Source organism: Bacillus cereus (genome assembly GCF_002577405.1).
Lineage (GTDB): Bacteria > Bacillota > Bacilli > Bacillales > Bacillaceae_G > Bacillus_A > Bacillus_A cereus_AU.
In genome coordinates, this window is record NZ_NULR01000013.1 from 1 (window position 1) to 21,630 (window position 21,630).

Sequence of the window (21,630 nt, forward strand, 5' to 3'; positions counted from 1 at the left end):
CAAATGCCAAATATGATGCCGATCATGGATAATAATCAACCACCAAACATGATGCCATATCAAATGCCGTATCAACAGCCTATGATGCCGCCGAATCCATATTATCAACAACAAAATCCGTACTATAATATGCCATATCAGCAAGGAGCACCATTTGGGCCGCAATATACGTCTATGCCAAATCCAAATATGATGCCAATGGATAATAATATGCCGCCACTCGTGCAAGGTGAAGAAGACTGTGGATGCGGAGGAGAGAGTAGGTTATATAGTCCGCAACCTGGAGGGCCACAATACGCGAATCCTTTATATTATCAACCAACTCAGTCAGCATATGCGCCGCAGCCAGGAACGATGTATTACCAACCAGATCCACCAAATGTATTTGGCGAGCCAGTTTCAGAAGAAGAGGAAGAGGACAAAGAAGAAGTTTAAAAAAGGTGGGATTATTCCCGCCTTTTTTGTATTCATGTTAACTAAGACAATAAAGGTTTGTATTAAGTGTTAGAAAATTCCTAGTGAAATATTAACAGTGTAAAAAACCACTCTGTTACTCATCATAAGAGGGAGCTTTTCAGAAGAGAAGTTCATCCTAACAGAGGGGGTTTTTGTATTGAATACGAAAGTAAAAGTGATTGCTGCTTCTTTGTTAGTTACCAGTGCGTTAGCTGCATGTGGTACACCAAAAGATAACAATGCAATGGATGGACGCAACTACAATTACGAACATACATCTTATAATGATCGCGATAATGTAACGCGTAACGACCGTTATAATACAGATTATGTAACATATAAAAATGGTCGTAACGATACAGGATATAATTATTATCGTGATGTAAACTATAACGGGCAAATTGCGAATCCGTATCCAACTCGTAATATTACGACGAATAATTCATACACTAACAATGATGGTAAAACTGCAGAAAAAATTACGAATCGTGTGAAGGGTATGAATAACGTAGACCGCGTGTCTACAGTTGTATATGGAAACGATGTAGCAATTGCGGTAAAGCCACGTAATACAGTGACAAATGAAACAGCGATGGCGAACGAAATTCGTCAAGCTGTTGCAAATGAAGTTGGAAACAGAAATGTATATGTTTCTGTAAGAAATGACATGTTTACTCGTGTCGATGCAATGAGTATGCGTTTGCGTAACGGTACAGTTACAAACGACATTAATCGTGACATAGCGAATATGTTCAAAGACATTCGTTACGGTTTAACTGGTACAGTACGATAGGAAAACAAAAGAGGAAGGGATATCCCTTCCTCTTTATTCATCGTGGTCTTGTAAACGACGCTTTTTAATAAAATAACTAATGGAATAAGAAACTAAAAAGCATATGAAGAGAATACTACCTGTTAGAATAGCTTCAAATAGAGGTCTTTCTGGACTGAAAATAATATAAATAATAGCCATAATCATTCCCACAATAAAAGAGCGTAAAACAAGTTTGTAATAAGGAGTTAACTGTATTTCCTTTTCGCCTTCTTCAACATCGATAGAAATGCTTAACTGTAAATAACTAAGTACAATACTTGTAAGAATAAATAATAACCATAATGGAGATTTCGTAATTTGATCCATTCCTTCCGCGAATCCGATATAACCCAAAATACCGATTATACCAATGGATTGAAAAAGAAAAGCAATACGTATGTTTTTTAACGTTTGCAGTATAAGACGTTCATCCTTTATTTTCTTCACAATATCCATCCCCTGTTTATTATGATTTTGCTTTCATAATAATTGTAACATATATATTGCATTTATCAATTTATAATTTACATAAATTGTATTTGGATGAAAGAGGAAAAAATTTTTTTAGAAATATGTTGCGCTCATACTCTATTAATGTTATATTAGCAAAGCGATGAGCTAATTTACGTAAGACGAGAGATATGCTTAAGTGCTAAACACGCGAATGTGGTCGCCTGGTCTCTCGCCGTAAACGCATCAAGACGCCTGCTTTGCAGGCGTCTTTCATTTTATATGAATGTAAAGAGAAGACTGGAGTAATCCAAGCTTCTCTTTTTTGTTTGTTTTAAAGTCAGAAAATATTGAACTCTATAAATCTTAATGGGAGCAATCTATGAATTAGGGATAAAACCCCCATTTCCGGAAAAGCTACAAATGAAAGTATGATCTTGCCTAAAAGAGGTGAACGGAAATGAAATGGATACTGATTGCAGTACAAGCTTTCGTGATGATGTTTTGTTTAGTTTATGAAACGAATGTGAGGGCAGAAGGGCCAGTACCAGAAGTAACAGAGAAAGAACCTCAAGTTACAATTTTATTAGAGCGTATGTATGTTGATGGAGAAGTAAGTGAAGAAATATTTACAGAAAAAGTAGCGAATTTAGAAAAGTTTTTACAGCAATATAAAGAATGGCAACTCGTTGATCGTGATGATGTGCAAATTGTATTACAAAAGAAAGTTGATGATATTTCTCCTTTATTAAAAACGAGCGGTTACTTCGGTGTTTCAGAGGAAGGGATATTACAAATTTTCAAAGGAGTGCCGAAAAGCGATAACGCAATTCATTCCTTCTTTCAAATTGATATGAAAAAGCTTGAGAGTTATGATCGTGCGAAACTAAAGCGTGGTATTCGTATTAAATCAAAAGAAGGTTTTGTGAAGACGATTGAAAAAATGAAACAATACGCAGTGCAAAATAAGAAAAAAAGCAGCTCATGGTGAGCTGCTTTTTCTTATTTATTCTTAGCTAAAATTTCTTTTGCGATTTCATCAATTAGCATATCTTTTCCGATTGGATTGAATGCTTTCGTATTGAAGACTTCGTTCGATACTTCATATACGTGATTGTTTTTTACTGCTTTATTATCTTTCCAAACGGCGCTGTTTTTATAGTCTTCGTATACTTTATCAGCTTCTCCGCCGAAGTTTACAACGAACATTTGGTCAGGTTGGAATGCAACAAGGCCTTCTAGTGATACTTGTGCCATCGTTTGTTTTAAATCTGTACCTTTTGTTGCTGGAAGTTTTAAATCGTTAAAGAGTATGTCACCATATCCGAAGCTACCGTATACACGGAAGTTTTGTGGTGTTACTGCAACGAACATAAAGTTCTCATCTTTTGTTTTTTCTTTAATTTTCTTAGATAAAGAGTCGGCCTTTTTATCGTAGTCTGCAATCCATTTGTCAGCTTTCTTCTCTTCGTCAAATAGCTTACCTACTTCTTTAAACTTACCGCGCCAGTCTTCTAAGTTTGTTTCTAGAACAACTGTCGGTGCAACCTTTTCTAATTGATCATAAATTTTTAATTGACGGTTATTTAAAATAATTAAGTCTGGTTTTAAAGCTGTGACAGCTTCTAGGTCAACTTTAGGTGCCCAGTACCAGCCAACTGCTTTTACTCCGTCTAGCTTTTCTGTTAAGTGATTTTGAATTTTATCTTTATACGTATTTGCCGTACCAACAGGTTTATGTCCAAGAAGTAATAATTCTTCTGTTGATCCAGATAAGTCTACAATTCTCTTTGGATTTACTGGAATTGTAGTTTCTCCTTTAGCATGTTTTACAACTTTTGTTTTCGGTTGTTCTTTTGCTTTTGATTCTTCTTTTTTGGAAGAACAGCCAACGATAGAAAGAACGACTAGCATGATAGTAAATAAAATAAATAATTTGCGTTTCATCCCTATGTAACCCCTTTAATTAATATTGATAATCATTATCGACTTCTGTATATTAAGGGGCTTTATACTTTCTGTCAATGGAAAATAACAGAAGTTTTATATGGAGAACATTTGTTGGGGCAGTCTCGCTTTTCTATCATTAAATATGTTAAAATGGAATACATGATTTAAGAGGGAGAGATCGTATTTTGTTTGAATATGTTACAGGTTACGTGGAGTATGTAGGACCGGAATATGTCGTAATTGACCATAATGGAATTGGTTATCAAATTTTCACACCGAATCCGTATGTATTTCAAAGAAGTAAGCAAGAAATCCGTGTCTATACATATCATTATGTGAGAGAAGATATTATGGCACTTTACGGGTTTAAAACACGTGAAGAGCGTTTATTATTTACAAAGTTGTTAGGTGTGTCTGGCATTGGGCCAAAAGGCGCTCTTGCAATTTTAGCTTCTGGTCAAACAGGACAGGTCGTTCAAGCGATTGAACATGAAGATGAGAAGTTTTTAGTGAAGTTCCCGGGCGTCGGAAAGAAAACAGCGCGCCAAATGATTTTAGATTTAAAAGGAAAACTAGCAGATGTCGTACCAGATGCATTTGTTGATTTATTCTCAGATGCAGAACGTTTTGATGAGAAGAAAGGTTCATCAGCTGAGCTTGATGAGGCGCTGGAAGCTCTGCGTGCACTTGGATATGCAGAACGAGAAGTTTCTCGCGTTGTACCAGAGTTATTAAAAGAATCATTAACGACGGATCAGTATATTAAAAAGGCACTTAGTCTTTTACTAAATGGTAAGAGGTGAGTATAATGGACGAACGTCTCCTTTCAGGGGAATCTGGATACGAAGATGCGGATTTAGAGTATTCACTACGGCCACAGACGCTCCGTCAGTATATTGGCCAAGATAAAGCGAAACATAATTTAGAAGTGTTTATTGAGGCGGCGAAAATGCGTGAAGAAACGTTAGATCACGTACTTTTATATGGGCCACCTGGACTTGGTAAAACGACGCTCGCGAATATCATTGCCAATGAAATGGGCGTTAACATTCGAACGACGTCAGGTCCCGCAATTGAAAGACCAGGAGATTTAGCAGCGGTATTAACAGCACTTCAGCCTGGGGATGTATTATTTATTGATGAAATTCATCGTTTGCATAGATCAATTGAAGAAGTACTATATCCTGCGATGGAAGACTTTTGCCTTGATATCGTAATTGGAAAAGGACCGTCGGCACGTTCTGTACGATTAGACTTACCTCCATTTACATTAGTTGGAGCAACGACGCGTGCGGGGGCATTGTCAGCGCCGCTTCGTGACCGTTTCGGTGTACTTTCACGATTAGAGTATTACACAGTAGATCAGCTCTCTGCGATTGTTGAACGTACAGCAGAAGTATTTGAAGTTGAAATTGACTCGTTAGCTGCACTAGAAATTGCAAGACGTGCTCGTGGTACACCTCGTATTGCAAATCGTCTATTACGACGTGTACGTGATTTTGCACAAGTTCGTGGTAACGGAACGATTACAATGGAAATTACGCAAATGGCGTTAGAACTATTGCAAGTAGATAAATTAGGACTTGATCATATCGATCATAAATTATTGCTAGGTATTATTGAAAAGTTCCGTGGTGGTCCAGTTGGATTAGAAACGGTTTCGGCAACAATTGGAGAAGAATCTCATACGATTGAAGATGTGTATGAGCCGTATTTATTACAAATTGGCTTTTTACAACGAACGCCAAGGGGCCGAATTGTAACGCCACTTGCATATGAACATTTCGGAATGGAAATGCCAAAAGTATGACGGAGATGCCAAAGCTCCTTATTACAGCGGGTGTTTTACTTATTGTTGTTGGTCTAGCTTGGAAGTTCATTGGAAGGCTTCCAGGCGATATTTTTGTGAAAAAAGGTAACGTTACCTTTTATTTTCCTATCATCACATGTATTGTTTTAAGTATTGCATTATCTTTTATTATGTATATAATAAATCGATTCAAATAAGAAATAGGTGGATACAGTTATGGATATTAATCTGTTTGATTTTCATTTACCAGAAGAACTTATTGCACAAGTCCCGCTAGAGGAGCGTGAAACATCAAGGTTAATGGTGTTAGACCGTGAAACCGGTGATATTGAGCATAAACATTTTACGGACATTCTTTCTTACTTACATGAGGGGGATTGCTTAGTTTTAAACGAAACAAAAGTTATGCCTGCTCGCTTACACGGTGTGAAAGAGGATACAGGCGCACATATCGAAGTGCTTCTTTTAAAACAAGAGGATGGAGATAAGTGGGAAACGCTTGTAAAGCCAGCGAAACGTGTAAAAGAAGGAACTGTCATCTCTTTTGGTGAAGGAAAGCTAAAAGCAACTTGCACTGGAACAGCAGACCAAGGTGGACGTCAACTTGAATTTTCATATGACGGCATCTTTTATGAAATTTTAGACGAGCTTGGAGAAATGCCACTTCCGCCGTATATTAAAGAGACGTTGGAAGATCGCGATCGTTATCAAACGGTATATGCGAAAGAAATCGGTTCAGCAGCAGCACCGACAGCGGGGCTTCACTTTACAGAAGAGTTACTTGAGAAGTTAAAGCAAAAAGGCGTTCAGTTAGCATTTATTACACTTCACGTAGGGCTTGGAACATTTAGACCAGTTTCTGCAGACACGATTGAAGAACACCATATGCACGCAGAATATTACCATATGTCTGAAGAGACAGCGGCATTATTAAATCGCGTAAAAGAGAATGGTGGACGTATTATTACAGTAGGTACGACATCAACTCGTACGTTAGAAACAATTGCGACAGATCATGACGGTAAGCTTTGCGCTGCTTCTGGATGGACAGATATTTTTATGTACCCAGGTTATGAATTTAAAGCAATTGATGGTTTAATTACAAATTTCCATTTGCCGAAATCAACATTAATTATGCTTGTAAGTGCATTTGCAAATAGAGATAATGTACTTCATGCTTATAATGAAGCAGTAAAAGAAAAATATCGTTTCTTTAGCTTTGGTGATGCGATGTTCGTTGCATCTCACGCTAAAATAAGAAACAAATAAAAGGAGTAAATTATGACAGCAATTCGTTATGAATTTATTAAAACTTGTAAACAAACGGGCGCGCGTTTAGGCCGAGTACATACGCCGCACGGTTCATTTGATACACCAACATTTATGCCAGTTGGTACGCTTGCAACAGTTAAAACGATGTCACCAGAAGAATTAAAAGCAATGGATTCTGGCATTATTTTAAGTAATACGTATCATTTATGGCTGCGTCCTGGTCACGAAATTATTCGTGAAGCAGGCGGTTTGCATAAATTTATGAACTGGGATCGTGCAATCTTAACGGACTCTGGTGGTTTCCAAGTATTCAGTTTAAGTGACTTCCGCCGTATTGAAGAGGAAGGCGTCCACTTCCGTAACCACTTAAATGGAGATAAATTATTCTTATCACCAGAAAAAGCGATGGAAATACAAAATGCATTAGGTTCAGATATTATGATGGCATTTGACGAGTGTCCACCGTTCCCTGCTACTTTTGAATACATGAAAAAGTCTGTAGAACGTACGAGCCGCTGGGCAGAGCGTTGTCTAAAGGCGCATGAGCGTCCACAAGACCAAGGTTTATTCGGTATTGTACAGGGCGGAGAGTTTGAAGAGCTTCGTCGTCAAAGTGCGAAAGATCTTGTTTCAATGGACTTCCCTGGTTACGCTGTAGGTGGTTTATCTGTTGGAGAGCCAAAAGATATTATGAACCGTGTACTTGAGTTCACAACACCACTTCTTCCAGATAATAAACCACGTTACTTAATGGGGGTAGGTTCTCCTGACTCGTTAATTGATGGTGCAATTCGTGGTATTGATATGTTTGACTGCGTACTTCCAACTCGTATCGCTCGAAATGGTACATGTATGACAAGTGAAGGTCGTTTAGTTGTGAAAAATGCAAAATTCGCTAGAGACTTCGGTCCACTTGATCCAAACTGTGATTGCTACACATGCAAAAATTACTCTCGTGCGTACATTCGTCACTTAATGAAATGTGATGAAACATTCGGAATTCGTTTAACATCTTATCACAACCTTCATTTTCTGTTAAACTTAATGGAGCAGGTGAGACAAGCTATTCGTGAAGACCGTCTTGGCGATTTCCGTGAAGAATTCTTTGAACAGTATGGCTTTAATAAACCGAATGCTAAAAACTTTTAATACATAATTTAAAAGGAGGAACAAAAAATGAATGCAGGTATGATGAATATCGTTATGATTGTTGCGATGTTTGCGATTTTCTATTTCTTATTAATTCGCCCGCAACAAAAGCGTCAAAAAGCAGTTGCTCAAATGCAAAATGAGTTAAAAAAAGGTGATGCTATCGTAACAATCGGTGGTTTACACGGTACAATCGAATCAGTAGACGAAACTAAAATTGTTGTTAAATCTGGTGGTTCACACTTAACTTTCGATCGCAATGCGATTCGTGAAGTTGTGAAAAACTAATGATGAAGGCCCTGCATGAAATATGCAGGGCCTTTTTTAGTTATTTTGCTTTGACATATTTACACCAAAAATACCTCCAAGTGTACTCGTGCCCATTAATGCTAATTGGTAAAGTAACTGTGAGTCCGATAAAGTTTGAGAGAAGCCTAAATAGTTAACGAGGAAAACAAGAATAGCAAATGTGAGGCCTGTTGTGAAGCCTACAAGCCAACCTTTTCCTTGCGCCTTTTTACCGGCAATAAATCCGGACATAAGCGTAGATAGAAGTGCGAGTATAAAAATAGTAACTGTCAATGATCCTTCATTGATATTTGTAAATTTTAATAAAAGAGCCATGATCATACTTATAATAGATGCGAGGATTAATAAGGTAATTATACCGAATCCAATTGCAGTTGATAATTTTTTCGTTCCATCCATTATACATTCCCCCTTTTTAATACAAGCATATTGTCTTTTTGCCCAAGTTAGACTAGTTTCTTTTTAGTCGGAGAACCTATAAGTAAAAAAAGGAGATGTTGAAATGGAATGGGTATCCATAATTGGTCGGACGATGCTTTTGTATGTCATCATATTAATTATTTTTCGCTTGATGGGAAAACGTGAAATAGGAGAATTAAGTGTATTAGATTTAGTCGTATTTATTATGCTCGGTGAAATGGCTGTTGTTGCCATTGAAAATACAGATAAATCCCTTTTACATCAATTAGTTCCGATGACTTTTCTTATGTGCATACAAATTGTTTTGTCAGTTATTTCTTTAAAGTTTCAACGATTTCGGCATTTAATAGAAGGGGAGCCAGCTATTCTTATAAATGCGGGGAAAATTGATGAAAAAAAGATGAGGAAGCAGCGCTATAATATAGATGATTTAATGATGCAACTAAGGGAGCAAGGGGTCGGAGATGTGCGGGATGTGGAATATGCTATTTTAGAACCGTCAGGGAAGTTATCTATTTTTCAAAAACAAAAAAGTAAAAAGAGTAAAAATGATACGCCAATTTTTACACTCCCATTAATTATTGATGGAGAAATTCAATTTAATCATTTGCAAATGATTGAACATACAGATGAATGGCTCATTGGAAAATTAAAAAACTTAGGTTATAACGATATAACACAAATTTTATACTGCAGCTTTCAAAACGGCCAATTTTTTGTTGATTCGAAAGAAAACTAGAGGCTTACCGTATTAAATAGTAAGCCTATTTACTTCAAAAATGAAAGTTTCCGAATGATAGGGAGGCGACTCAACTCTTCTTTTCGAATGAGTTTGAAAACAAAGAGGAGAAAAATATAAACGATTGTTGTTAAAGTGATTTCCCATAATGTTTGTACGCCAAGTGAACGAGAGAAAATAACATACTTATGAAGGTAAAAACCGAAGGCGCCTGCAATACCGATAGCAAGTCCGCCAAAAATATAGTCTTTTGCATAAATAGTAAATTTAATTTTCTTCAAAACAGTAGCGTAGTGAAGGAATGTTACCGTCACTATATTTGCTGCGATTGCGAGGGCAACCCCCATCATTTGAAAATCTGGCCTTGAAGCTAGTACAAAAATGACGATTAATTTCACGATGGCGCCAATAAAAGTATTCATCATTGCAGCTCGTGCCAAGTTTAAAGCTTGCAAAACAGATGTAAGGGGACTTTGGAAATAATGGAATAGAAAGCAAGGTGCAAGAAGCTGGATGAATGCTGTTGCACTGTCGGATCCGTACATAAGCGTTAAGACGGGTGAAGCAAATACGTATAAAATAACGACTGACCATCCACCAGTGATTAATGAAATTCGAAGTGCTTGTTGTAAACGGTGTTCCACTAATTTGTGTTGTCTTTTTGCCATCGCTTCACTAATTGAAGGGACGAGTGCTGTCGAAAGAGCGTATGTAATAAAGGCAGGTAGTGATAGAAGCGGGAAGGCATAACCGTTCAATATACCGTATTGCTGTGTTGCGACAGAAGCGGCAACCCCGGCAATTGCTAAGCTTTGCATAACGACGATAGGTTCAAAGAAATAGGAAACGGAACCGATTAAACGGCTTCCTGTAGTTGGAAGTGCGATATCCATAAGAGAATAAAATGTATTTTTGCTCTCCTTTACCGTAGTGAAAAAACCAGAGCGTATAGATAAATGTTTTTCGCGCTGGAATAAAGTAAGTAAAAATAATAAAGATGCAACTTCGCCAAGAACGGCTGATAGCATGGCGCCAGCTGCAGCATATTCTACGCCGTAAGGTAAAAATAAACGAATGCATACAGCGATAATTGTAATGCGGACAACTTGTTCTATAACTTGAGCATATGCGCTAGGTTTCATATTTTGTTTCCCTTGGAAATAACCGCGTAAAACAGAGGAAACAGCAATAACAGGAACGACAGGTAAAATGGCCATTAATGGGTAGTACGTTCTTTCATCAGTTAATAATGTTTTCGCTAAAATAGGTGTGAGGAGCATGATCCCAATTGTTAAAATGATACTAATAACGGATGTAACAGCTAAGGAGACAGTTAATATTTTTTTGACTCTTTGTTTATCGTTCACTGCTTCTGCTTCTGCTACAAATTTTGCGATTGCAACAGGAAGGCCAATTTGTGTTAATGTAATTGCTAAAATGAAGGTGGGAACAGCCATCATATAAAGGCCAACGCCTTCTTCTCCTAAAATACGTGCCATTACAATGCGGTTAATAAATCCAAGGATTTTTGTAATAAAGCCAGCTATCATTAAAATAAATGCACCTTTTAAAAAGCTTTGTCTCGTCATGGTCTTCTCCTACCTTCTCAAAATCAGTGGAATGATTTACAATAATTTATATGCACGTATGAGACAAGAATGACAAGCATTTAAGAGAGTGCAGTATTGAGGGTACTCTTGAAAGTGGTTATTGCTGTCCATTAGAGCGGGAATAAAAGCGACTTTTCGTGCTGAAATCAGAAGGAGATGTTATATATGTTGGATAAAGAGGCTTTGGTAGAATCATACCGCGGACAGTTACAAGTCGTTTTAGAAAGTAAAGTAGAAGAGTTTCGAATGTTCGGTTACGACCGGGTGACAGATAATGATATTTGGAAATTCCTCAAGGTGAAAAAGTGGAAAAAAATCGACAGTGATGTTAGGTTATATGAATTAGTAAATGATGTATTAAGAGTAAGTACTAATGAATATATGAATTATTTAACTGTTGAAGCATATCAAGCACCACTTTGGTCGTTTGATGAATATGAAAATAAATAACCGACTGCAATTGGTTTGTTCTTCCTTTTGCAGTATAATGATAGGTATTGATAAAGAGGAAATAATTATGTCAGAGATTCTATGTAAAGGAGGTAGCGAAAAGAAAAATAAATAATAAAAGTATAGGTATTGTGAAGCGCATACCTATACAGCTAGTGGGAACTAGCAAAAAACATGTATTTTACAGAAAGGAAGTCTACTAACTAGGCGTATGCACACGTGCAAAAGTGAATCGTAAAAGATTTATTGAAAGTGTTAGTAGCAGAAAGAGGGTACATATGGCAAAGCGTGGTACAAGAATCGCCGCCTTTTTCCTCATCGTTTTATTAATTGGTGGAGTAATTGGTGCGGCAGGAAAAGACATAGCAAAAGGAATTAGTCTAGGACTAGACCTTCGCGGTGGTTTTGAAATTCTGTATGAAGTAAAACCAGCCAAAGAAGGCGATAAAATTGACAAAGAGGCACTTGTAAGTACAGTAGGTGCTCTTGAAAATCGTGTCAATGTTCTCGGTGTAAGTGAGCCGAACATCCAAATTGAAGGAGAAAATCGAATTCGTGTACAGCTTGCTGGTGTACAAGATCAGCAAAAAGCACGTGAAATGTTATCAACACAAGCGAAATTAACATTCCGTGATGTGAATGACAATCTTCTTATGGACGGAACGGATTTAAAAGGCGGCGGAGCGAAGCAAACATTTGATGAGCAAGGTCGTGCGAGCGTAGGCCTTACACTAAAAAGCGCTGACAAATTCCGTGAAGTAACTGAAAAAATTTCAAAAATGCCACCACCAACGAATTTAATGGTAATTTGGCTTGATTTTGAAGAAGGAAAAGATTCATATAAAGCAGAATCTGAAAAACCGAATCCGAAATTTTTATCAGCAGCAACAGTAAACCAAGTATTTAATCAAGCTGAAGTATCTATCGTAGGTGGAAACTTTACAGTGGAAAGTGCAAAAGAACTTTCATCTTTATTAAATGCAGGTGCACTTCCTGTTGATTTAAAAGAAATGTATTCAACATCTGTTGGAGCGAAATTTGGTCAACAAGCATTAGACCAAACGATTTTCGCTAGTGCGATTGGTATCGCTCTTATTTTCTTATTTATGCTTGTATACTACCGTTTACCAGGACTTGTAGCTGTGATTATGTTAGGGCTATACATTTTTGTTACGCTACTCGTATTTAACTGGATGCACGCGGTTCTTACATTACCAGGTATTGCGGCGTTAGTGCTCGGGGTAGGTATCGCAGTTGATGCGAATATCATTACGTACGAGAGATTGAAGGAAGAACTTAAAATTGGTAAGTCGATGATGTCAGCATTTCGTGCTGGTAACCATCGTTCATTAGCGACAATTTTAGATGCAAACGTTACGACTCTTGCAGCTGCAGGTGTATTATTCGTATATGGTACAAGCTCAGTGCAAGGCTTTGCAACAAGTTTAATTGTAAGTATTTTAGTTGGTTTTGTTACAAATGTATTTGGTACTCGTTTCTTATTAGGATTACTTGTAAAGAGTCGTTATTTTGATAAAAAACCAGGATATTTTGGTGTGAAACAAAAGGATATTATTCCGTTAACAAAAGGTATAGTACATCCACCAACGAAATTTGATCGTATTAACTTCGTAAACATCGGTCATAAATTCCTTATCTTCTCGATTGTAGTTGTAATTGCAGGTGCAATTATACTACCAATTTTCAAATTGAATCTTGGAATTGACTTTGCGAGTGGTACACGTATGGACTTGCAGTCAAAACAAGCACTTACTGTGTCTGATGTTCATAAAGATTTGAAAGAATTGAAAATTGATGTGAAGGAAGAAGATATTGTACCGACTGGGGATGACAATAAAGGATTCGCTGTTCGTACTGTAGGAGTTTTATCAAAAGATGAAATCGCGAAAGCAAAAACATTCTTCAGTGATAAATATGGTACAGAGCCAAACGTAAGTACAGTTTCACCGACAATCGGTAAAGAGATTGCACGAAATGCATTTATCGCAGTACTAATTGCTTCTGCAGTTATCATCTTATACGTAAGTATTCGATTCCGATTTACGTATGCATTATCTGCAGTACTTGCATTATTACATGATGCATTCGTTATGATTGTTATGTTTAGTATTTTGGGGCTAGAGGTAGACTTAACGTTTATTGCTGCGGTATTAACAATCATTGGTTATTCTATTAATGACTCGATTGTTACGTTTGATAGAAACCGTGAGCTATACAAACAGAAAAAACGAGTTCGCGACATAAAAGACCTAGAAGAAATCGTAAATATGAGTATTCGCCAAACGCTTGGTCGTTCGATTAACACCGTATTAACAGTGTTGCTCCCAGTAATTGCGCTGCTTATCTTCGGTAGTGAGTCACTACGTAACTTCTCGTTCGCATTACTTGTTGGATTAACTGTAGGTACGTATTCTTCTGTTTTCGTTGCCTCTCAAATTTGGTTAATGCTTGAAAACCGTCGTTTGAAAAAGGGTAAAAACAAGAAGAAGGTTGAGAAAGAAGTATCTGAACCGCAAGTATAAAAAAGGTGATGCCTCACTATGAGGCATCTCTTTTTTCGTTTGTGGATACAATAAGATAGCGACTTTGAAAGAACAAAATGGAAGAAAGTGGTGGTGTTATCGTCGATTTTGTTACAATGAAAAAGAGAGGTTAAGAAAAGAAGGGATTTTAATTATGGAAAAAGATGAACGTTTTAAACAGGCCGAGTTTGGTGCTATTGTCGGGATCGTTGGTAATATTATATTAGCGATTGTAAAGGCGGTAATTGGTTATATTGGGAATAGTAAAGCACTGTTAGCGGATGCCGTGCATTCTGCATCAGATGTAATTGGTTCGCTAGCTGTACTTTTTGGATTGCGAGCAGCAAAGCAGCCGCCTGATGAAGATCATCCGTATGGTCATGGTAAAGCGGAATCGATTTCAGCGATTATTGTTGCGGTATTATTATTTATTGTGGGAATCGAGATAGCGATTTCGTCTATAAAAGCTTTTTCGCAAGAATTAGAACCACCAAAGGGAATTACAATTTTTGCGGTTATTCTTTCGATTGTAGTAAAAGAAGGGATGTTTCAATATAAATTTCGGTTAGGGAAGAGGGTAAATAGTGATGCAATTATTGCAAATGCATATGAGCACCGTTCAGATGTATTTTCTTCAATTGCAGCTTTAATCGGTATTTGTGCGGCTATTATTGGTGGTAAGCTAGGCCAAGATTGGCTTGTATATGCTGATCCAATTGCAGGATTATTTGTTTCGCTTCTTGTTGTAAAGATGGCGTGGAGCATTGGAGCGGATGCAATTCATGCAACGCTTGATCACGTTCTTCATGAGGAAGATGTTATTCCGCTTAGAGAAGCAGTCCTTCAAGTAAATGGTGTGAAAAAAATAGGTTCTTTATATGCAAGAGAACATGGTCACTATGTCATTGTTGATATTAAGGTTTCTGTAGATCCATATATCACTGTAGAAGAAGGACATAGCATCGGAAAGCATGTGAAAGAAACGCTTATGAAACAAGATAACGTACAAAATGTTTTTGTACATATAAATCCGTATTCACCAAATTAAACATTGTTAACATTTTAGTATGCAGATATTGCATCGTAGTTTGCATTATATTGTCACCCCTTAATCTGTCTTGTATAATAAACAGGTTAAGGGGTGATTTCGTGTTACAACCGAAGACGCGTTGGAAAGAAAAAGAATATAATGAAGAGCGAGTAAGTGAATTAGCAAGCAAATTGCAATTATCGCCACTTGTCGTTTCGTTATTCCTCGGTAGAGGACTAGATACAGAAGATAAGATTTTAGATTTTTTAAATACAGAAAATCAAGAATTCCACGATCCATTTTTATTAGAAGGAATGGACAGAACAGTAGAACGTGTAAATAAGGCGATTCAAAATGGAGAGCAAATATTAATATTTGGTGATTATGATGCGGACGGAGTAAGTAGTACAACGGTTTTATATCTTGCTCTGCAAGAATTAGGTGCAGATGTAGAATTTTATATTCCGAACCGTTTTACAGAAGGTTATGGACCAAATGAAGAAGCGTTTCGCTGGGCACATAGTGCAGGGTTCTCACTCATTATTACTGTCGATACTGGTATCGCAGCGGTACATGAAGCGAAGGTAGCGAAGGAACTTGGCATAGATCTTATAATTACAGATCACCACGAGCCGCCGCCAGAATTACCAGAAGCACTTGCGATTATTCATCCGAAACTAGATGGCGGTGTGTATCCATTTCACTATTTAGCTGGTGTAGGTGTTGCTTTTAAAGTTGCGCATGCACTACTAGGCCGCGTGCCAGAACATTTATTAGAAATAGCAGTAATCGGTACAGTAGCTGATTTAGTATCGCTTCATGGTGAAAATAGATTACTTGTGAAGCTTGGTTTAAAGCATATGCGTATGACGAGAAATATCGGTTTAAAGGCATTGTTTAAAGTTGCTAACGTTTCGCAAAGTGAAATTACTGAAGAGAGCATTGGTTTCTCGCTTGCACCTCGTATTAATGCAGTTGGGCGTTTGGAAGATGCAACACCTGCTGTACACCTTTTATTATCAGATGACCCAGAGGAAGCGAAAGAGCTGGCTGAAGAAATTGATGAGCTGAACAAACTACGAAAAGATATTGTAAAGCAAATTACAGAAGAAGCTATTGCTGAAGTTGAAAATAAATTCCCACCAGAAAAAAACAAAGTGTTAGTGCTTGCAAAAGAAGGTTGGAATCCAGGTGTAATTGGAATTGTCGCTTCTAAATTAGTTGAACGTTTTTATCGACCGACAATTGTATTAAGTATTGATCCTGTAAAAGAAACAGCAAAAGGTTCAGCACGTAGTATTGCAGGATTTGATTTATTTGCGAATTTGTCCGATTGTAGAGAGTTATTACCACACTTCGGGGGACATCCAATGGCAGCGGGTATGACGCTACATATGAATGATGTAGATGAATTACGCCGCCGCTTAAATGAGCAAGCGGATGCAATTTTAACAGAAGAAGATTTTATTCCAATTACAGCGGTGGATGCATTTTGTAAAGTGGAAGATGTAACACTGACAGCAATTGAAGATATGCAAAAGTTAGCGCCATTTGGTGTTGGAAACCCGAAACCGCGTATTGCAGTGAAAGATGCTGAGTTAGAAAGTATTCGTGCAATCGGATCAGACGGTTCTCATTTGAAAATGGCTCTTCGTGATGGGCAAGCAACGCTAGACACAATTGGATTCGGATTTGGTGCGTATGCAAAAGAGATTTCCCCAGTTGCAAAGGTATCTGTAATAGGAGAAGCCTCCATTAATGAATGGAATAATTTTAAAAAGCCACAATTAATGGTACAAGATATTGCTGTAGAGGCATGGCAATTATTTGATTGGCGTAGTATGCGCAATGTAGAAGCGAATTTAGCAGAACTTCCGAAAGATAAAATAACGATGGTGTATTTTTCTGAAGAGGTATTGAATAAATTTTCTTTAGAAGAATATAAAGAGCATATCATGCATGCATCAGATGTAACACATTTAGATAATCAATACATTGTGTTACTCGATTTGCCGAAAGGAACAGATGAGTTACGTGATGTATTTAAAGTAGGGTTCCCATCTCGAATGTACACGCTCTTTTATCAAGAGAATAATCATTTATTTAGTACAGTCCCAACGAGAGAACACTTTAAATGGTACTATTCTTTCTTGAACCAAAAAGCACCATTTTCTTTAAGACAATATGGTGAACAACTATGTCGTCATAAAGGTTGGTCGAAAGATACAGTAAATTTCATGACACAGGTGTTTTTTGAGTTAGAATTTGTTACAATAAAAGACGGTGTCATTTTTATGGCCGAACAAAAACAAAAGCGTGATTTAATTGAATCGAACACATATCGTGAGAAAATGAACCACTTACAATTAGAAAAAGAATTGGTTTATAGCACATATCAGCAACTATATACATGGTTTGAAACGATTCGTAATCATAAATAAGTAGAACAGTTAGGGTAAAGGATTTGTATTTACAAACCTTTTATATCTGAGGAGGATTCAGAAATATGGATTTCAAGCAACATATCGCAATTGTACCGGATTATCCAAAAGAAGGTATCGTGTTTAAAGACATTACACCTTTAATGAACGACGGTAAAGCATACAAAGCAGCAACAGATGCAATCGTTGAATATGCAAAAGAAAGAGATATTGACGTTGTAGTAGGACCAGAAGCACGTGGTTTTATTATCGGTTGCCCGGTTTCTTATGCATTAGAAGTAGGTTTTGCACCAGTTCGTAAATTAGGGAAATTACCACGTGAAGTAATTACAGTTGACTACGGTAAAGAATATGGTAAAGATGTTTTAACAATCCATAAAGATGCAATTAAGCCAGGTCAACGCGTATTAATTACAGATGATCTGTTAGCTACAGGCGGAACGATTGAAGCGACAATTAAGCTAGTTGAAGAACTTGGCGGAGTTGTAGCAGGAATTGCATTCTTAGTAGAGCTTACTTACTTAGATGGTCGTAAAATGTTAGATGGTTACGATGTATTAGTATTAGAAAAATACTAATCACTATATAGGTAAAACTACGGTGATAAAAAGTACCCGTGAATCTCTTGGAGAGGAGCGGGTACTTTTGTATAATTGAACAAAAAAATATGGTGAAATGTCAGTAAAATCTTTTCCTTTTCACAATTCACAATCATTGGGTTATAATGATAGAATATAATTTATTCTACTTAATAAAGATAAAGTCAATTTTCAATAAAAGGTGATTCGATGGCAAATGAGCAGGTACTAACAGCTGAACAGGTACTCGAGAAAGCAAGTCAATATTTAGCGGATGAAGATATTGAGCTAGTGGCACGTGCCTATGAATATGCGCGCGATGCACATAGCGAACAATATAGAAAATCGGGTGAACCATATATTATTCACCCAATTCAAGTTGCAGGTATTTTAGTTGATTTACACATGGATCCGGCTACGGTATCGGCAGGTTTCTTGCATGATGTAGTGGAAGATACGGAAATTACATTAGAAGATATTGAACGGGAATTTAACAAAGAAATTGCTATGCTTGTCGATGGTGTTACAAAGCTTGGAAAGATTAAATATAAATCTCATGAGCAACAACAAGCAGAAAACCATCGCAAAATGTTTATCGCAATGGCTCAAGATATTCGAGTTATTTTAATTAAACTAGCTGATCGTCTTCATAACATGCGTACATTGAAACATTTACCTCAAGAGAAGCAGCGACGCATTGCAAATGAAACGTTAGAAATTTTTGCACCTTTAGCACATAGACTCGGAATTAGTACTATTAAATGGGAGCTAGAGGATACGTCACTTCGCTATTTAAACCCACAGCAATATTATCGTATTGTGAATTTAATGAAGCGTAAGCGTGCAGAGCGTGAAGAATATTTAGATGAAGTAATGACTGGCATTCGTGAGAAATTAAAAGAAGTTGCAATTCAACCTGAGATTTCTGGAAGACCAAAGCATATTTACAGTATTTATCGTAAGATGGCACTGCAAAACAAACAGTTTAATGAAATTTACGATTTATTAGCTGTACGTGTCGTTGTAAATAGCATTAAAGATTGTTATGCAGTACTTGGGATTATCCATACGTGCTGGAAGCCAATGCCAGGTCGTTTTAAAGATTATATTGCAATGCCAAAAGCGAATCTATATCAATCTCTTCATACGACTGTAATTGGGCCGAAAGGTGACCCGCTAGAAGTGCAAATTCGTACGAAAGAAATGCACGAAATTGCAGAATTCGGGATCGCGGCACACTGGGCGTACAAAGAAGGAAAAACAGCAGAAACAACGGGTACATTAGAGAAGAAACTAACATGGTTCCGTCAAATATTAGAATGGCAAAATGAAGCTTCTAATGCAGAAGAGTTTATGGAGTCATTAAAAATTGATTTATTCTCTGATATGGTGTTTGTCTTTACACCGAAAGGCGATGTAATGGAATTACCTCTTGGCTCTGTCCCAATTGATTTTGCGTATCGTGTCCATTCGGAAATTGGAAACAAAACAATTGGTGCAAAAGTAAATGGGAAAATGGTGACACTTGATTATAAATTAAAAACTGGTGACATCATTGAAATTTTAACATCGAAACATTCGTATGGCCCAAGTCAAGATTGGGTAAAGCTTGCTCAAACATCTCATGCAAAAAATAAAATACGTCAATTCTTTAAGAAGCAACGTAGAGATGAAAATATTGAAAAAGGCCGTGAGCTTGTTGAAAAAGAAGTACGTGGCTTAGAGTATGAGATGAAAGAAGTATTAGCTCCTGATAATTTAAAACGTGTCGCTGAGAAATTTAACTTTGCAAATGAAGAAGATATGTTTGCAGCAGTTGGATATAGTGGAATTACAGCTTCGCAAATTGTTACGAGATTAACGGACAAGTTCCGTAAGCAACGTGAAGAAGAAGAAATCGTCGAAGTTAAAGAAGTTCGTAAACCGATGAAAATTCGAAAATGGGATTCTGGCGTTAAAGTAAGTGGTGCGGATAATTTATTAATTCGTTTATCAAAATGCTGTAACCCAGTTCCAGGCGATGATATCGTTGGGTATATTACGAAGGGCCGAGGCGTATCGATTCACCGTCGTGATTGCGTTAATGTTCATACAGAAGAAGCTGTAGAGCGTTTATTAGAAGTAGAGTGGGAAGGTAGTCCTGAAAAAGAAATTGAATATAACGTTGATATTGAAATTTCAGGTTACGATCGCCGTGGTTTATTAAATGAAGTACTGCAAGCTGTTACAGAGACGAAAACGTACATTTCAGCTGTTTCTGGTAGAAGTGACCGTAATAAGATGGCGACAATTAATATGTCGATCTCTATTCGAAATTTACAGCACTTGAAAAAAGTAGTAGAGCGCATTAAGCGTGTTCCAGAAATTTATGCAGTACGACGCATGATGCATTAATAGGGAGTGTAGAAAAAATGAGAGTTGTTTTACAACGATCAAAGGAAGCGTCCGTCACAGTAGATGGTGAGATTGTAGGACAAATTCCATTCGGTTTAACATTACTAGTTGGCATTACGCATGAAGATACAGAAAAAGATGCAACTTACATTGCAGAAAAAATTGCAAACTTACGTATTTTTGAAGATGAGAGCGGAAAGATGAACCACTCTGTACTTGATGTAGAAGGACAAGTTCTATCTATTTCGCAATTCACATTATACGGAGATTGCCGTAAAGGAAGACGTCCAAACTTTATGGATGCTGCGAAACCTGACTATGCAGAGCGTTTATACGATTTCTTCAATGAAGAGGTCCGTAAACAAGGGTTGCATGTCGAAACAGGGAAGTTCGGAGCGATGATGGACGTTTCTTTAATCAATGATGGTCCGGTGACCTTAATTGTGGAAAGTAAATAGTGTTGCCCAAAAAGAGAGGATTATATAATCCTCTCTTTTTTATACATTGTTGTATGTTTCGTTCATTTAATATAGGATAATTTTGAAGGGGAATAAAAGGAAAAGTAGGTGTAGCATGCTTCAAGAATTTAATATAGCTTTACGTTTTATGCTAGAGTTATGTGTTCTTGGGATTGTTGGATACTGGGGATTTCGAGTAGGAACAATAACGGCTATAAAAATTATACTTGCGATTATTCTTCCAATTATTGTTGCTGTCATATGGGCGCTATTTGGAGCGCCGCACGCAGAATGTGAAGTACAGGGTATATTACATGTACTTTTAGAAATTATCGTATTTGGAACAGGTGTTGCAGCGTTGTATCATTTGAAGCATCCTATGCTGGCGAGTGGACTGGCTATTATTATTGTTGTAAATCGAATGCTAATGTTTGTTTGGAATCAATAGCTCGGGTTATTAATTATATAGTATCATGAAAAAAATGGTAAAAATATTTGAATGTATGTGTGATAAGGGGAGATAGTATATGAATTGGTCAGTCTTTAAAGATTTAAAATTTTTATTGCGATTTAGCTTAGCTATTCTTTTACATGCATTAGGAGTTACTTTCGCAGTGTTAAGTTATGGTACTTGGGTAGTATTTGTAATGGCAGCGATGGTTGTAACATTCTTTATGATTCAAAGAGCTAATTACTTATATAAGAGCGTTATGGAATAACGTTATTCGTTTTTACGTATAACTCTCTCATCAATATG

22 protein-coding genes and 1 pseudogene are annotated in these 21,630 nt (G+C 37.1%); 19 read left to right on the plus strand and 4 right to left on the minus strand.

The window, feature by feature from the left end; genetic code table 11:
- Window positions 1-435, plus strand: a pseudogene (locus COC96_RS15710) (peptigoglycan-binding protein LysM); the annotation flags it as partial.
- Between the two features lie 178 nt (window positions 436-613).
- Window positions 614-1,249, plus strand: a complete 636-nt coding sequence (locus COC96_RS15715) for a YhcN/YlaJ family sporulation lipoprotein (protein WP_098268206.1) — start codon at window positions 614-616, stop codon at window positions 1,247-1,249.
- A 33-nt stretch (window positions 1,250-1,282) separates the two neighbouring features.
- On the opposite strand, the gene COC96_RS15720 is transcribed toward COC96_RS15715, so the two are convergent.
- Entirely contained in the window at window positions 1,283-1,717 is a 435-nt protein-coding gene (locus COC96_RS15720; protein WP_141536077.1) for a branched-chain amino acid ABC transporter substrate-binding protein, read from the minus strand.
- A gap of 463 nt (window positions 1,718-2,180) precedes the next feature.
- Between COC96_RS15720 and COC96_RS15725 the strand changes: the two genes are divergently transcribed.
- Window positions 2,181-2,711: a BofC C-terminal domain-containing protein gene (locus COC96_RS15725; protein WP_098769033.1), complete on the plus strand. Its 531-nt coding sequence runs from the start codon at window positions 2,181-2,183 to the stop codon at window positions 2,709-2,711.
- A gap of 11 nt (window positions 2,712-2,722) precedes the next feature.
- On the opposite strand, the gene COC96_RS15730 is transcribed toward COC96_RS15725, so the two are convergent.
- Window positions 2,723-3,667 (minus strand): iron-hydroxamate ABC transporter substrate-binding protein, encoded by a 945-nt coding sequence (locus tag COC96_RS15730; RefSeq protein WP_098769034.1) that lies wholly within the window; start codon window positions 3,665-3,667, stop codon window positions 2,723-2,725.
- A gap of 188 nt (window positions 3,668-3,855) precedes the next feature.
- Here COC96_RS15730 and ruvA point away from each other — a divergent pair, with 188 nt between their 5' ends.
- From ruvA to yajC, 6 genes are read left to right on the plus strand one after another with little or no spacing between them, the layout of a single operon-like run.
- Complete coding sequence (gene ruvA / locus COC96_RS15735) at window positions 3,856-4,473, plus strand: Holliday junction DNA helicase RuvA (RefSeq protein ID WP_098268202.1); 618 nt, start codon at window positions 3,856-3,858, stop codon at window positions 4,471-4,473.
- A gap of 5 nt (window positions 4,474-4,478) precedes the next feature.
- Window positions 4,479-5,480, plus strand: coding sequence for a Holliday junction branch migration DNA helicase RuvB (ruvB, locus tag COC96_RS15740; RefSeq protein WP_097905810.1), 1,002 nt, complete (start codon window positions 4,479-4,481; stop codon window positions 5,478-5,480).
- Entirely contained in the window at window positions 5,477-5,677 is a 201-nt protein-coding gene (locus tag COC96_RS15745; RefSeq protein ID WP_097905811.1) for a DUF2905 domain-containing protein, read from the plus strand. Before ruvB ends, COC96_RS15745 begins: the two co-directional genes overlap by 4 nt.
- Window positions 5,678-5,696: 19 nt before the next feature.
- Window positions 5,697-6,749: a tRNA preQ1(34) S-adenosylmethionine ribosyltransferase-isomerase QueA gene (gene queA / locus COC96_RS15750; protein WP_098268200.1), complete on the plus strand. Its 1,053-nt coding sequence runs from the start codon at window positions 5,697-5,699 to the stop codon at window positions 6,747-6,749.
- 12 nt (window positions 6,750-6,761) lie between these two features.
- Window positions 6,762-7,901, plus strand: a complete 1,140-nt coding sequence (gene tgt / locus COC96_RS15755; protein WP_000125362.1) for a tRNA guanosine(34) transglycosylase Tgt — start codon at window positions 6,762-6,764, stop codon at window positions 7,899-7,901.
- Window positions 7,902-7,928: 27 nt separating this feature from the next.
- On the plus strand, window positions 7,929-8,189 hold the full coding sequence (gene yajC, locus COC96_RS15760; RefSeq protein ID WP_071712910.1) for a preprotein translocase subunit YajC: 261 nt from the start codon (window positions 7,929-7,931) through the stop codon (window positions 8,187-8,189).
- A gap of 36 nt (window positions 8,190-8,225) precedes the next feature.
- Here the strand turns inward: yajC and COC96_RS15765 are convergent, their stop codons facing one another.
- Window positions 8,226-8,609 carry a TIGR04086 family membrane protein gene (locus tag COC96_RS15765; protein WP_097905813.1) on the minus strand — a complete coding sequence of 128 codons (384 nt, stop codon included), beginning with the start codon at window positions 8,607-8,609 and terminating at the stop codon, window positions 8,226-8,228.
- A 103-nt stretch (window positions 8,610-8,712) separates the two neighbouring features.
- On the opposite strand from COC96_RS15765, the gene COC96_RS15770 reads away from it, so the two are divergent.
- Entirely contained in the window at window positions 8,713-9,369 is a 657-nt protein-coding gene (locus COC96_RS15770) for a DUF421 domain-containing protein (protein WP_098268199.1), read from the plus strand.
- Between the two features lie 29 nt (window positions 9,370-9,398).
- Here the strand turns inward: COC96_RS15770 and spoVB are convergent, their stop codons facing one another.
- Window positions 9,399-10,958: a stage V sporulation protein B gene (gene spoVB / locus COC96_RS15775; RefSeq protein WP_098769035.1), complete on the minus strand. Its 1,560-nt coding sequence runs from the start codon at window positions 10,956-10,958 to the stop codon at window positions 9,399-9,401.
- A gap of 186 nt (window positions 10,959-11,144) precedes the next feature.
- Here spoVB and COC96_RS15780 point away from each other — a divergent pair, with 186 nt between their 5' ends.
- The 9 genes from COC96_RS15780 to COC96_RS15820 all read left to right on the plus strand — a co-directional run bounded on the left by COC96_RS15780 (window position 11,145) and on the right by COC96_RS15820 (window position 21,592).
- Window positions 11,145-11,429: a post-transcriptional regulator gene (locus tag COC96_RS15780; protein ID WP_097905816.1), complete on the plus strand. Its 285-nt coding sequence runs from the start codon at window positions 11,145-11,147 to the stop codon at window positions 11,427-11,429.
- A gap of 278 nt (window positions 11,430-11,707) precedes the next feature.
- Window positions 11,708-13,972: a protein translocase subunit SecDF gene (gene secDF, locus COC96_RS15785; protein WP_098769036.1), complete on the plus strand. Its 2,265-nt coding sequence runs from the start codon at window positions 11,708-11,710 to the stop codon at window positions 13,970-13,972.
- A gap of 154 nt (window positions 13,973-14,126) precedes the next feature.
- Entirely contained in the window at window positions 14,127-15,020 is an 894-nt protein-coding gene (locus COC96_RS15790; RefSeq protein WP_098268197.1) for a cation diffusion facilitator family transporter, read from the plus strand.
- A 101-nt stretch (window positions 15,021-15,121) separates the two neighbouring features.
- The gene (gene recJ / locus COC96_RS15795; protein WP_098769037.1) at window positions 15,122-17,443 is read left to right on the plus strand and encodes a single-stranded-DNA-specific exonuclease RecJ; all 2,322 of its coding nucleotides are present in this window, start codon (window positions 15,122-15,124) and stop codon (window positions 17,441-17,443) included.
- 65 nt (window positions 17,444-17,508) lie between these two features.
- Window positions 17,509-18,021 carry an adenine phosphoribosyltransferase gene (locus COC96_RS15800; RefSeq protein ID WP_000346215.1) on the plus strand — a complete coding sequence of 171 codons (513 nt, stop codon included), beginning with the start codon at window positions 17,509-17,511 and terminating at the stop codon, window positions 18,019-18,021.
- Between the two features lie 210 nt (window positions 18,022-18,231).
- Window positions 18,232-20,415 carry a GTP diphosphokinase gene (gene relA, locus COC96_RS15805; protein ID WP_001262795.1) on the plus strand — a complete coding sequence of 728 codons (2,184 nt, stop codon included), beginning with the start codon at window positions 18,232-18,234 and terminating at the stop codon, window positions 20,413-20,415.
- A gap of 17 nt (window positions 20,416-20,432) precedes the next feature.
- Window positions 20,433-20,873: a D-tyrosyl-tRNA(Tyr) deacylase gene (locus COC96_RS15810; protein ID WP_001266956.1), complete on the plus strand. Its 441-nt coding sequence runs from the start codon at window positions 20,433-20,435 to the stop codon at window positions 20,871-20,873.
- Window positions 20,874-20,988: 115 nt separating this feature from the next.
- On the plus strand, window positions 20,989-21,321 hold the full coding sequence (locus COC96_RS15815) for a YrdB family protein (protein ID WP_098252957.1): 333 nt from the start codon (window positions 20,989-20,991) through the stop codon (window positions 21,319-21,321).
- Window positions 21,322-21,400: 79 nt separating this feature from the next.
- A complete protein-coding gene (locus COC96_RS15820) occupies window positions 21,401-21,592 on the plus strand; it encodes a damage-inducible protein DinB (protein WP_098252958.1) in 192 nt (63 codons plus the stop codon).
- Window positions 21,593-21,630 lie beyond the last annotated feature (38 nt).

Bases quoted from the DNA above. Each gene is read 5' to 3' on its own strand.
- COC96_RS15725 (WP_098769033.1), top strand. From the start codon at position 2,181: ATGAAATGGATACTGATTGCAGTACAAGCTTTCGTGATGATGTTTTGT.
- COC96_RS15730 (WP_098769034.1), bottom strand. From the start codon at position 3,667: ATGAAACGCAAATTATTTATTTTATTTACTATCATGCTAGTCGTTCTT.
- ruvB (WP_097905810.1), top strand. From the start codon at position 4,479: ATGGACGAACGTCTCCTTTCAGGGGAATCTGGATACGAAGATGCGGAT.
- COC96_RS15745 (WP_097905811.1), top strand. From the start codon at position 5,477: ATGACGGAGATGCCAAAGCTCCTTATTACAGCGGGTGTTTTACTTATT.
- queA (WP_098268200.1), top strand. From the start codon at position 5,697: ATGGATATTAATCTGTTTGATTTTCATTTACCAGAAGAACTTATTGCA.
- tgt (WP_000125362.1), top strand. From the start codon at position 6,762: ATGACAGCAATTCGTTATGAATTTATTAAAACTTGTAAACAAACGGGC.
- yajC (WP_071712910.1), top strand. From the start codon at position 7,929: ATGAATGCAGGTATGATGAATATCGTTATGATTGTTGCGATGTTTGCG.
- COC96_RS15765 (WP_097905813.1), bottom strand. From the start codon at position 8,609: ATGGATGGAACGAAAAAATTATCAACTGCAATTGGATTCGGTATAATT.
- COC96_RS15770 (WP_098268199.1), top strand. From the start codon at position 8,713: ATGGAATGGGTATCCATAATTGGTCGGACGATGCTTTTGTATGTCATC.
- spoVB (WP_098769035.1), bottom strand. From the start codon at position 10,958: ATGACGAGACAAAGCTTTTTAAAAGGTGCATTTATTTTAATGATAGCT.
- COC96_RS15780 (WP_097905816.1), top strand. From the start codon at position 11,145: ATGTTGGATAAAGAGGCTTTGGTAGAATCATACCGCGGACAGTTACAA.
- secDF (WP_098769036.1), top strand. From the start codon at position 11,708: ATGGCAAAGCGTGGTACAAGAATCGCCGCCTTTTTCCTCATCGTTTTA.
- COC96_RS15790 (WP_098268197.1), top strand. From the start codon at position 14,127: ATGGAAAAAGATGAACGTTTTAAACAGGCCGAGTTTGGTGCTATTGTC.
- COC96_RS15800 (WP_000346215.1), top strand. From the start codon at position 17,509: ATGGATTTCAAGCAACATATCGCAATTGTACCGGATTATCCAAAAGAA.
- relA (WP_001262795.1), top strand. From the start codon at position 18,232: ATGGCAAATGAGCAGGTACTAACAGCTGAACAGGTACTCGAGAAAGCA.
- COC96_RS15810 (WP_001266956.1), top strand. From the start codon at position 20,433: ATGAGAGTTGTTTTACAACGATCAAAGGAAGCGTCCGTCACAGTAGAT.
- COC96_RS15815 (WP_098252957.1), top strand. From the start codon at position 20,989: ATGCTTCAAGAATTTAATATAGCTTTACGTTTTATGCTAGAGTTATGT.
- COC96_RS15820 (WP_098252958.1), top strand. From the start codon at position 21,401: ATGAATTGGTCAGTCTTTAAAGATTTAAAATTTTTATTGCGATTTAGC.